The sequence below is a fragment of the Stenotrophomonas sp. CASM106 genome (assembly GCF_049384825.1).
Taxonomy (GTDB): domain Bacteria; phylum Pseudomonadota; class Gammaproteobacteria; order Xanthomonadales; family Xanthomonadaceae; genus Stenotrophomonas; species Stenotrophomonas muris.
Genome location: NZ_JBMRFS010000001.1, coordinates 697811 through 709574 on the forward strand (window position 1 = coordinate 697811; position 11764 = coordinate 709574).

Here is an 11764-nt window from a genome sequence, read left to right on the forward strand (position 1 = left end):
CTGGCAGGGCACCGTTCAGCCCTGCCCTACGCTGCCCTGTGCGGTTTCAGAAGAACTCGTCGAGAAGACGGTAGAACGCCAGCCGCCGTTCGTCGGGCACAACGCCATAGCGCCGGAACAGCGGCGCGACCCAGCGCGTGTCGCCGAAGTTGTGGACCAGGCTGCGCGCGGCGAGCGCCAGATCCTGGTAGCGATCGGCCACACCCAGCCGGCCACAGTCGATGAAACCGCTGAAACGGGCTTCGGCTGCCAGCAGGTTCGGCAGGCAGGCGTCGCCGTGGCTGACCACCAGATCCTCGTGATTGGGCCGGGTAGCGCGCAGTTCGGCGAACACCTGCTGTGCGCTCTGCCCCAGGCGCTCGTCATCGAAGTCATCGGCGTCGACCAGGCCCGCCGCGACCCGTGCCTGCGCGGCCTGCAGGCGCGAGGCCAGCCGCTGGTCGAACGGACAGGCCGCCACTGGTATGGCATGCAGGCCCCGCAGCGCATCGGCCAGCAGTTCCACCAGGCGCTGGGGCGGAAGCTCAGGCGACGAGGCCAGGTCGCGGCCGGGCAGCGCGCTCATCAGCAACCAGCGCCGGCCCGCTTCTTCGGCGGTGGCAATTACCGTTGGTGCCGGCTGGCCCTGCGCCTGCAGCCAGCGCAGGCGCGCGATCTCATCGCCCAGCTCACTGAAGGCATCGATCACTTCCGATTTCAGGAAGGCGTCAGCCTGTCCCGGGCGATGCACACGGGCGACGTCTGCGCGCGATACGCCGATCGACTGTCGCTCGATGCGCGCATCGGCCAATGTTTCCCGCCACGCCCACGGCAGCGGCATGCCATCAGTGAAGGGATCGGGTGCTTCCATGGCGGGATGCTCCTGCTGCCGGTGACCCACGGATTCTCGCTCATCCTGCACGGACCCCGGCCAACAGCAGCGCGGAAAGGTACATGCCTGCGCCGAACACGCTGTGTGCCACCAGGCTGCGCAGCCGCGCCTTGCCAGGCGCCGGGGTCTTCGAAGCGGCAATGCCGGCGCCCATGCCCGGCTGCAGGATGAAGAACGGCGCGGCAACGCTGAGAACGCCGAAGGCCAGCGCCGGCCACAGGGTCGGTGCCTGCACCCAACCGTTCCCGACCACGGCCAGCAACAACACGGCGAAGACCACACCGATCACGTAATGCGCGGTCCAGCCCAGCGCGCGCTCGCCGGCCACCGGCAGCGAACGACCAATGCCCTCATGGCGGAAGCGCCCACGCCGCAGGTGGCCGAGCCAGCGGCCGACCATCGCAAAATCCAGCGACGGAATGCCGAGCAGCCTGCGCTGCAGCAACGCCCACAGATCCGTCAGCGCGGTCGCGCCGACGCCGATCACTACCGCATCGATCACCAATGTCGTCGCCCAGCCACTCATTCCGCTTACCTTCAATTATTTGCTTGAATGATGGAGCGATGCTAGCGTGCCCGGCATGAACGCTGCAACCGAGCTGCCGCCGTCCCCGCTGGAAGCGCTGGCCGAGATCGCCCGCACCCTGGGCCACCCGCACCGCCTGGCCTTGCTGGAGCACATCGCCCAGGGCGAGCGTGCGGTCGAGCGCCTGGCCGAACTGAGCGGCCTGTCGGTGGCCAATACCTCCCAGCACCTGCAGCAGCTGCGTCGTGCCGGCCTGGTGCAGACCCGCCGTGACGGCAAGCGCATCCTCTACCGCAGCGCTGACGGCCCACTGGCCAACCTGCTGGCCGCGCTGCGCGACTATGCCGACCACCAGCGCAGCGAAATGCAGGGCGTCCTCACCGACAGCCTGCAGCGCCGCGATGCACTGGAAGGGCTGACCGTCGAGCAGCTGCTGGAGCAACGCGACAGCGTGGTACTGCTGGACGTGCGGCCGCGCGAGGAATTCGATCTGGGCCACCTGCCCGGCGCGCTGAACATTCCCGCTACGGAACTGCACGCGCGGATGGACGAACTGCCGCGCGCCGTCCACATTGTCGCGTACTGCCGCGGGCCCTACTGCGTGCTGTCCAACGATGCAGTGATGATGCTGCGCGAAGCCGGCCTCAGCGCGCAGCGACTGGCCGCCGGCTATCCCGAATGGAAGGCCGCAGGCCTGCAGGTTGAACTGCCCCGACACTGAGCGAACCGTTTGTCATGGATGATGCGATTTCCCCGTTGATCGATGCTGCCTGGCAGCGCGTGTTCGCCGGCCAGCGCACGTTGCAGCAGGGGCCGCAGCTGCACCTGGCGTGCAGCGATGATGTCGATGAGGGTGAGGACGGCATGCTGTTACAGCCGGTCGCGGGCCCCGCCCGAGCGCTGTTGCGTCCTGCCCTGGCCGCTCGCCTGCAACTGCGTGCGCAACCGCACTGGACACTGGCGCAGCTGCAACAGCGCTTGCAGCAGCTCGGCCAGCATACGCACGGCGCGGATCGTGTCTTCTACTTCCCCACCGCAACACTCGCCGCCCTCGCCGAACACCCTGCCCCACCACATATCCGCCGCCTCGGCGCGACCGACGCGGCAGCGTTCAACGCGTTCCAGGCCACCGCCAGCGAGGACGATCTCGATGCCGCATGGGTCGAGCTGGATCACTGGCAGGTGTTCGGTGCCTTCGACGGCGAGCGCCTGGTCGCTGCGGGAAGCATGTACCCCTGGAGCCTGGATCCAGCCTTCGCCGATATGGGCGTACTGACCCTGCCCGAGGCCCGCGGTCGCGGTCACGCGCGACAGCTGGTACACGCCATGGCCGTGTCCGCGCGGGCGTCCGGGCTGCAGCCGCAATACCGTTGCCAGCTCGACAACACCGCCTCGATCATCACCGCCGGACGCAGCGGCCTGCGCGCGTTCGCCGATTGGGACACCATTCTGGCGGCCGACTGAGGCCGCCGCAGCACAACAAGGAAGCCACATGAAATTGATGGTCATCGGCGCCAGCAGGGGCCTCGGTCGAGCGTTCGTCGAAGGCCTGTGCAGTGCGGGCGACACCGTCATCGGCGTTTCGCGCAGCCGCCCGCACGACCTCGAATGCCCCGAGGGCGTCACCCTGCAGTGGATCGAAGCGGATCTGTCCCAGCCCACCCTTGCTGCCAATCACATCGCAGCGCAGGCGCCGGCCGATCTGGATGTGCTCATCCACAACCTGGGCATCTGGGAAGAGACGGCCTTCAGCGACGAGTACGCCTTCCTCGACGAAAGCGATGCCGCGCTTACCCAGCTGGTCGACGTCAACATCACTGCCACCCTGGTGCTGCTGCGGCGCCTGCTGCCGAGGGTACTGGGCGCAGTACGTCCACAGCTGGTGCTGACCGGCTCGACCTCGGCGCTGCCGCGCAGCGGCCGCCCGGAAGTGGCGTTCGGCGCATCCAAGTTCGCGCTCAACGGCATCGCCGATGCGCTGCGCGAAGGCTTCCGGGATCGGCGCCTGGCGGTAACCAGCCTGCAGCTGGGCTACCTCAACACCGACGATGCACTGTCAGTGCCGGTAGCGGACGCCGCAGCGCGCGGCGACGGCGAACTGGTGCCGGTCCATGATGTCGTGGCGATGGTACGCACCCTGCTGCAGCTGTCACCGTCCTCCTTCGTGCGCGAACTGGTGCTGCCCGCCATCGCCGACCCGCGCTACTGACCGCAGGGACCTTGGCCTGGCCCTTGGTGGCCGCACAGGCGCCTGTGGTTTACCCTGCTCGTCACTGGCCGTCGGTCACAGGCGGGAACCTGCTATGGATGCGCTTTCACGGGTCTCGGCCCAGGTCCTGGACAGCGCCCTGCCCAGCCTGCCGCTGTACCTGCTGCAGGCCACGGCGGTGATCGGCATGATCGGCGTGCTGCTGATCGCCACCCGTCGCGCCGGGCACGCCATTGAAGGACGGCGCCTGTATGTCGGCGTAGCGCTGGGCCTGATCTACCTGTTCAATTCCTGGTTCGTGGCCCGTTACACCCAGGGTGTGGTCAAGCTGCACCTCGGCTTCGACATCCTGCTGGTCAGTGGCCTGCTCGGTGGCTGGCGCGGCGGCTTGGCCTGCCTGGCCGCCGGCCTGCTCGCCCGCTACCAGTTCGTCGGCACCCAGTTCTTCCTGCCTGCCAGCCTCGAGGCCGTGTTGCAGATGGTGGCCGGCGTCTGGCTGCGCAGGCGCCTGCACCCGCGCATGCTCAACGAACTCTCGCCACGCATGATCCTGCAGGCGTGGTCCGTGCGTATCGGGATGACCGCTCTGGGCCTGGCGCTGGGTGTGGCGATCATTGGGGCCGATCAACTACCGGTGGCCGAACTGGCGATCCAGCGTGTGCTGGCACTGCCGGTCTCGCTGCTGGTACTCGGCGCAGTGTTCGCGCTGGTCTACAACGATGCCCAGATCGATGCGCAGCGCCAGCGCGAACAGGCGTGGCTGCGCATCGATCCGATCAGCGGCCTGCCCAACATGCGTGCGCTCGGTGAACGCCTGCAGCGGTACTGGCGCGACAACGACGGCATCGGCAAGGCCTGCCTGATCGTGGCCGAGATGGGCAACCTGCGCGATCTGCGCCTGCGCTACGGGCCATTGCAGGACAACGGCCTGTGGCAGCGCGATACACCGGCCGACGTCCACCGGTTGCTGCCATCGCTGGCGGTGGACGACGTGGAGGTCTACCAGTTCGGTGATGCCGCGCTGGCGATCCTGGTGCGCGGCATGACCTTGTCCGAACTGCGCATACAACCGCAGATCACCGAGCTGGCCAGCAACCTGGCCGATCGGGTCGGCCGCGATTGGCCTGGCTTCCGGCCGCTGTTCCGCTGTGCGGTGGTTGAATTGAAGCCCCCCGTTGATGTCGACGAAGGACATCTTCCGTTCCGCGCGATCACCGTGGCACTGAGCGCGATCGAATCCGGCGTCGTGTTCTTCGACGACCCGATCCAGCGCGACGGCGAGATCGACGCCCTGATCGAAGTCGCCCTCGAACGCTGGCTGCAGCAGGGCGACGCACCGCTGTGCTACCAGCCCAAGCATCGCCTGCAGGACCGCCAGCTGGTGGGCGCCGAAGCGCTGCTGCGCATGCGCGATGGCGAAGGCCGGCCGATCGCACCGATGCGGGTGATCTCGCTGCTGCGCCGGCAGGGCCGGCTGGCAGACCTGGAATGGGCCACGCTGCAGTCGGCGGTGCACTTCCTGCAGCACTGCCGGCAGGACGGCGCGGCGCTGACCATCGCAGTCAATGTGTCAGCCGAATCCCTGCGCCTGCCCGACTTCGGCCTGCGCCTGCAGGAACTGCTGCAGCTGCACGACATCCCCGGCGCGATGCTGCGGCTGGAAATCGTCGAATGGACCGAAATCGTCGAGCGTGACCTGGTCGATGCCAACATCGCACAGCTGCTGGCGGCCGGAGTCACCCTGTCGCTGGATGATTTCGGCGCGGGCTATTCGACCCTGATCCTGCTCTCGCAGCTGGCCATCGCCGAGGTCAAGATTGAGCAGGCGCTGATCGCCACGCTGTCCGACGCCAAGTCGCAGTCGATCGTGCGCTTCATCGTCGAAGTCGCGCACCGCTGCGGTGCCATCGTGGTGGCCGAAGGTACCGAAACCCTGGCGCAGGAACAGCAACTGCGTGCACTGGGCGTGGATGTCGGCCAGGGCTATCTGTACTCGGCGGCGCTGCCGGCCGACGAGTTCCGCCGCTTCGCCGCCAGCTAGACCGCGTAGAAACCCAGGAACATCGCCACCGCCGATTCGGCCACGCGTGCACGTTCCTGCGCGGTCAACGGTGGCTGCCCCATCGTCACCTGCGGCCAGAACGCGAAGCTCTTCACCAGCCCATGCAGCTGGTGGCCGGCGAATTCCGGATCAACCTCTCGCAACCGGCCATCGGCGATCGCTGCGCGGATCCACGCACTCTCGCCACTTTCCTTCTCGCCCATGCGGCAGACGATGGCCTGCGCCCGCTCCGGTGAGTGGATGACCTCGGCCATCGCCACCCGTGCCAGGTCGATGAAGTTGGCATCGCTGAGCAGTTCCAGCTTCTGGCCCAGCAACTGCAGCAGCTGCGCCTGCAACGGCTGGTCCGCGCGATACGGCAGTGCGTCGCTGGCCACGCTGCGTTCCCACAGCTCCTCAAGGATCATAGAAAACAGCGCTTCCTTGCTCGGGAAGTGGTTGTAGACGGTGCGCTTGGAGACCCCGGCCACCTCGGCGATGCGGTCCATGCTGGTCGCCTCGTAACCCGATGCACGGAACTCCTCCACCGCCGCGCGCACGATGGCCTCGCGTTTGCGGTCGGTCAGGCGTTGTGGGGCACGGGGCATGGCGGAGACCGGATAGCTGAACGGACGCCACCATTTTACACCCAGTAGTGTACTTTTGAAAAATGCGAAACTACACTGTGCAGTGTACCCAGCGGACGTCACCCATGAAGCGCCTGCTCCTTGTCCTCCTGCTTGGAATCCTCGCCGTGACCGCCTACACCTTCTGCAAGTCCTGGTCCCTCCCCGACTTCCCCGATTCGCCGCAGTACCGCGACGGCAAGTTCCGCAATGCCCTGCCCCGTCCGGCGATGGGCCTGCGCGACGGTGCGGAGATCTGGTGGACGTTCCTGTTCAACAAGCCCAAGGGGACCGTGCCCGCCCACCCGATTCCGGTGCAGCCGCTGGACCGCGCCTCCCTGGATGCTGCGCCGGATCGCAGACTGTTCCGGCTTGGGCACTCCACGATCCTGCTGAAGCTGCGTGGCCAGTACTGGCTGACCGACCCGGTGTTCTCCGAGCGCGCCTCACCGGTGCAGTGGATGGGGCCGGCGCGCTTCCACGCACCGCCGATCAGCATCGACGAACTGCCGCCCATCGCCGGCGTGATCCTCTCGCACAACCACTATGACCATCTCGACCATGCCGCGGTAATGCAGCTTGCCGGCAAGACCGCGCGCTTCATCGCACCGCTCGGCGTCGGCGACCAGCTGATTGCATGGGGTGTGGACGCCAGCAAGGTGGAACAGCTGGACTGGTGGCAGTCGACTGAAGCCAGTGGCCTGCGCTTGACCGCGACCCCGGGCCAGCACTTCTCCGGCCGCGGGCTGGGTGACAGCGACCGCAGCCTGTGGGCGTCATGGGTGATCCAGGACGGCGACTTCCGCATCTTCTTCAGCGGCGACACCGGCTACTTCGATGGCTTCAAGACCATCGGCGAGAAGTACGGACCGTTCGACCTGACCATGATCGAGACCGGTGCCTATGATCCGCGCTGGGCGTTCGTGCACATGCAGCCGGAGCAGACGCTGCAGGCGCACCTGGACCTGCGCGGCAAGTGGCTGCTGCCGATCCATAACGGCACCTTCGACTTGGCTCTGCACGCATGGCAGCAGCCGTTCGAGCGCATCACGGCATTGGCGGCCGCAAAGAATGTGCCGGTGGCCACGCCGATGATGGGCGAAGCACTGGACATGCAGGCACCGCAGGCGGGTACGCGATGGTGGGAGACGGTGGAGCTTTAGCGGGGGATGCCGTTTGACCTGCCGGAAGCCATGTAGAGCCGAGCCATGCTCGGCTGCGTCAACCACGGAAGCGGCCTGCGGCGCTGCAGTGCGTCATGTAACCGATTACATCCCTTGCTAGCGTAGCGCTCGCCCGATTCCGGTCGAACCTGCGAGGCTGTCTGTAATGACGTTGCGCGCCGAACGCTCCAAGGTCTCCCGCTCAGCTATCCCATGGCGATCTGCCGCCGCCCTGCTGTTGGCCGCCCTGGCCTCCAGCGCACAGGCACAGACGCTGCCACCGCGCAGCCAATGGCAGGCCAGCAGTTCCTCGCAGCAGGTGCCGGCAATGGCGATCGGCCACCTGATCGACGGCGACCCGAAGACCGTCACCGGCGGCGCCTTCAGTCCGGGCCACTGGTTCCAGATCGATCTGGGCGCGCCCACCCTGCTGGCCGGTGCGCGCCTTACCTGGGATGTCTCCAACCCGGAAGGCTATTCGCTGCAGACCTCGCTGGACGGCACGCAGTGGCAGACCGCGTACACGATGGCCGATTCGCTGGGCGACGTGGAAACGCTGTACTTCGCGCCGCGGAAGGCACGCTACCTGCGGCTGGCCAGCCCGCAGCGCACCTCCGATTGGGGCGTGTCGATCTTCGAGATGGAGCCACTGGACAGCACGCTCAGCGCACGCATCAGCGGTGTGGATGCAACGCAGGCAGCGGCGCTGTGGCAAGGCGGCAGTGCGGTCGCTCTGCCGGCCGGGAGAGGTGGCAGCCACACGCTCGAACTCACCCTGCCACGTGCGCAGTCCACGGCCGGCCTGTTGGTGGAATGGGCGGATGGCGCACGCGGTGCGGCCCGCCTGCAGGCACAGGACGCCCAAGGCCGCTGGCAGGAACTGGCCCACGATGCGCAGGCGGCAGATCACAAGCAGAGCTGGCTCGCGGCCAATACCGCGCAATCCGTGCGTGCATTCCGCCTGAGCGTGGATGGTCCTGCACCAACGGTGGCACGCCTGCGCCTGCTCGGCCCGAAAGCCGTGATGACGCCGATGAAGCGCTACCAGATCGCTGCCAGCGGCGCGCAGCGCGCGTTGTTCCCGGCGTCGTTGCAGATGCAGCAGACCTATTGGACCGCAGTGGGCGTGCATGCGGGCCGGCAGAAGTCGATCTTCGACGAATACGGCAATCTGGAAGCCTTCAAGGGCGCGCCGTTGGTGCAGCCGATCTGGCGAAGTGCTGACGGCCGCGCCGCTGGCGCGGCAGGACAGCGGATACAGCACGCGCTGCGGGATGGCTGGAAGCCGATGCCCTCCGCTACGTGGTCACCGCAGCCCGGGCTGGAGTTGCGCAGCGAGGTATTCGCCATCGAGCGCAACGGCCAGCCGGTAACGTTCCTGCGCCATCGCCTGCACAACACCGGAAAAACCCGGATCGACGGCACGCTCAGTCTGGTCGTGCGCCCGATGCAGATGAACCCGCCATGGCAGAACGGCGGGCTGTCGCCGATCCGCGATGTGGCCATCGACAGGCAATCCGTGCGCATCAATGGGCGCACGCTGCTGCACTCGCTCACGCCTGTGGCTGCGTCCGGCGCGGCGCCGTTCGGCAGGGATGGCGCAACGGAAATCACCGCGGACATCGCTGCCGGCCAACTGCCTTCCGCGCAACAGGCGCATGATGACCAGGGTCTTGCCTCGGCTGCGTTGGACTACCGCGTCTCGTTGGCGCCGGGAACCAGCGATGCCATCGTGGTCGCGTTCCCGTTGGGCACCACCGCCGCCGATGCCCATGGCGTGCTGCCCGAAGCGCCTGCGCTGGATCTGGCCACGCTTCCCCGCGATGCCAATGCGGCGTTCGATTCACTGGCCACGCAGGCGTCCGCGGACTGGCAGGCACGGCTGGGCCAGGTCGGCCTGCGCCTGCCCGACCCATCACTGGTGGACATGCTGCGCGCGCAGGCCGCCTACATGCTGATCAACCAGACCGGCCCGGCGATGCAGCCCGGCCCGCGCAACTACAACCGCTCCTTCATCCGCGACGGCATGGCCACCTCGGCCGTGCTGCTGCGCATGGGCGAGGCCAAGGTCGCGCGCGACTACCTGGCCTGGTACAGCGAACACGGCGTACATGCCAACGGCCTGGTCTCGCCGATCCTCAATGACGATGGCAGCGTCAACACCGGCTTCGGTTCGGACATCGAGTACGACAGCCAGGGCCAGTACGTGGCGCTGGTCGCCGACGTTGCACGGCTGGATGGCGGACCCGAGTCGGTGCGTGACTACCTGCCGAAGGTGAAGGCCGCGCTGCACTTCCTGCAGGAACTGCGCGAGCGCACGCTGGTGCCCGGTTACAAGGCTGACCAGCCTGCCCCGGAACGCTTTGCGGGCATCCTTGCACCATCGATCAGCCATGAGGGCTATCCATCACCCACCCACAGCTATTGGGATGACTACTGGGGCCTGAAGGGGTGGCACGACGGCGCGTGGCTGGCCGAGGCGCTGGGCGACCACGAAACCGCCCGTTGGGCGCGCGAGCAGTACAAAGCGCTGTACGACGCATTGCGTGCCTCGATCCGCGCAACGATGGCGTGGAAGGGCATCGACTTCATTCCGTCATCGGCCGATCTTGGCGATGGTGACCCCACGGGCGTGTCGATCGCCCTGGACCCGACCGGCGCGCAGAGCGTGTTGCCGGCAGATGCGTTGCGGACCACCTTCGCCCGCTACCTGGAAGACGTGCGCAAGCGCAGCCAGCCCGGTGCGCTGTATGCCTACACGCCGTACGAGATCCGCAACGTGCTGAGCTATGTGCACCTGGGCCAGCCAGACGTGGCTGACGAGCTGCTGCAGGGCCTGCTTCATGACCGGCGCCCGCTTGAATGGCAGGTGCTGGCCGAAGTAGTGCATTCACGGCTGCGCTTCCCACGCTACCTCGGCGACATGCCGCATACCTGGATCGGCGCCGAATACGGCCGCACCCTGTTCGGCATGCTGATGCGCGAAGACGATGATGCGCTCTCGCTGCTGCCGGGCACACCGCCCTCGTGGGTGGCGGGGAATGGATTGGCGGTGGAACGCCTGCCGACGGCGTATGGCACGTTGCAGATGCAGGCGCGGCAGCGCGACGGGGTGCTGACGGTGGGGCTTGGCAAAGGGCTGCGCGGCGGAACGGCGGTGAAAGTCTGGTGGCCGGCGCGCACGATGCCGAAGACGGTGCGTGTGGACGGACGCAGCGTTTCCGACTTCGACGCCGAGGGCGTGCGCCTGGCGAAACCGTTCAGAACGCTGGAGGCGCGTTGGTAAAGCAGCCGAGCATGGCTCGGCTCTACAAAAGCGGAGGTCGCGCCGGGCCACGCCCGGTGTCATTGCAACGTCGGCAATCCCGGCGGGTTGGTCTGCGACTGCGGCACGGCTTCCTCGGCCACGTTCCACCGTTTCAGCGCCTGCGCGTAGGTGCCACTGGCGATCTGGGTGTTCAGCGCCTGCGTCACTGCATCAGCCAGGCCGCTGCCCTTGCGCGTGGTCACCGAGATCGCCGCAGCGTTCGGCCAGCCACCGGGGAACAGGCCGACGCGCCGCACCTTACCGTCGCGTGCGGAATAGGCGCCGGTGGCGTTGGGCTCGAACGACACATCGGCGCGGCCGGTGATCACCGCCAGCCGCCCGACCACGGCGTCATCGAAGTACTGGTATTCCACGGGCTTCAATCCCGCTGCGATGTTCTGCTGGTCCCACTGGCGCAGGATCTGGTCCTGGTTGGTGCTGGCACCGACCACCACCTTCAGCCCTGCCACATCGGCGGGCTTTTCGATTTTCTGGATGGGCCCGTCGCTGCGCGTGTAGATGCCCAGCAGGTCGTAACGATAGCTGGAGAAATCGAACTTCTTCTTGCGTTCCTCGGTAACCGTCACGTTCGACAGCACCGCATCGTACTTGCCCGACTCCAGCCCCAGTGGCCAGTCGGCCCAGGCCACCGGCACGATCACCAGCTTCAGGCCCAGCGCATCGGCGATCAGGCGCGCGATGTCGGGCTCGATGCCCACAACGTCCTTGCTGTCGGCCCCGTAATCGGCCAGCGGCAGCTGCCCTGGATGGGTGGCCACGGTGAACGACCCGGGCGTGACGAAGCGATACCCCGTGGGGATCAATGCCTGCGCCTTTGGATCGAACGTGCCTTTCAACACCACCGTGTTCGCACCGGCCAGGCTGGTCGCGGCCACGGTGCCGGCATCCGGTGCCTGCCGCACGCGCGAATAGACGATGCCGGTGATGCCGATGACCAGCACGCCCACGATCAACAGGGTGCTGCGCGAGGGACGACGCGGTGCTGCAGGGCTCATGGTGT

General features: G+C 67.2%; 10 protein-coding genes. 6 read left to right on the forward strand and 4 right to left on the reverse strand.

Annotation, left to right across the window (positions count from 1 at the left end):
* Positions 1-46: 46 nt before the first annotated feature.
* Both VG556_RS03265 and VG556_RS03270 read right to left on the reverse strand, forming a co-directional pair.
* Positions 47-850 carry an APH(3')-II family aminoglycoside O-phosphotransferase gene (locus tag VG556_RS03265; RefSeq protein WP_100449933.1) on the reverse strand — a complete coding sequence of 268 codons (804 nt, stop codon included), beginning with the start codon at positions 848-850 and terminating at the stop codon, positions 47-49.
* A 40-nt stretch (positions 851-890) separates the two neighbouring features.
* On the reverse strand, positions 891-1397 hold the full coding sequence (locus VG556_RS03270) for a DUF2938 domain-containing protein (RefSeq protein ID WP_100449932.1): 507 nt from the start codon (positions 1395-1397) through the stop codon (positions 891-893).
* A gap of 55 nt (positions 1398-1452) precedes the next feature.
* Between VG556_RS03270 and VG556_RS03275 the strand changes: the two genes are divergently transcribed.
* The 4 genes from VG556_RS03275 to VG556_RS03290 all read left to right on the forward strand — a co-directional run bounded on the left by VG556_RS03275 (position 1453) and on the right by VG556_RS03290 (position 5647).
* Positions 1453-2118, forward strand: a complete 666-nt coding sequence (locus VG556_RS03275; RefSeq protein WP_032959997.1) for an ArsR/SmtB family transcription factor — start codon at positions 1453-1455, stop codon at positions 2116-2118.
* Between the two features lie 14 nt (positions 2119-2132).
* Positions 2133-2861, forward strand: coding sequence for a GNAT family N-acetyltransferase (locus tag VG556_RS03280; protein ID WP_046430294.1), 729 nt, complete (start codon positions 2133-2135; stop codon positions 2859-2861).
* A gap of 28 nt (positions 2862-2889) precedes the next feature.
* Entirely contained in the window at positions 2890-3606 is a 717-nt protein-coding gene (locus VG556_RS03285; protein WP_100449931.1) for an SDR family NAD(P)-dependent oxidoreductase, read from the forward strand.
* Between the two features lie 94 nt (positions 3607-3700).
* Positions 3701-5647: an EAL domain-containing protein gene (locus tag VG556_RS03290; protein ID WP_100449930.1), complete on the forward strand. Its 1947-nt coding sequence runs from the start codon at positions 3701-3703 to the stop codon at positions 5645-5647.
* On the opposite strand, the gene VG556_RS03295 is transcribed toward VG556_RS03290, so the two are convergent.
* The gene (locus VG556_RS03295; protein ID WP_014646907.1) at positions 5644-6255 is read right to left on the reverse strand and encodes a TetR/AcrR family transcriptional regulator; all 612 of its coding nucleotides are present in this window, start codon (positions 6253-6255) and stop codon (positions 5644-5646) included. The genes VG556_RS03290 and VG556_RS03295 overlap by 4 nt on opposite strands.
* Positions 6256-6359: 104 nt before the next feature.
* Here VG556_RS03295 and VG556_RS03300 point away from each other — a divergent pair, with 104 nt between their 5' ends.
* A complete protein-coding gene (locus VG556_RS03300; protein ID WP_100449929.1) occupies positions 6360-7436 on the forward strand; it encodes an MBL fold metallo-hydrolase in 1077 nt (358 codons plus the stop codon).
* Positions 7437-7602: 166 nt separating this feature from the next.
* Entirely contained in the window at positions 7603-10722 is a 3120-nt protein-coding gene (locus VG556_RS03305; RefSeq protein ID WP_100449928.1) for a discoidin domain-containing protein, read from the forward strand.
* A gap of 59 nt (positions 10723-10781) precedes the next feature.
* Here VG556_RS03305 and VG556_RS03310 read toward each other — a convergent pair whose 3' ends face one another.
* Positions 10782-11759 (reverse strand): ABC transporter substrate-binding protein, encoded by a 978-nt coding sequence (locus VG556_RS03310; protein ID WP_100449927.1) that lies wholly within the window; start codon positions 11757-11759, stop codon positions 10782-10784.
* Positions 11760-11764 lie beyond the last annotated feature (5 nt).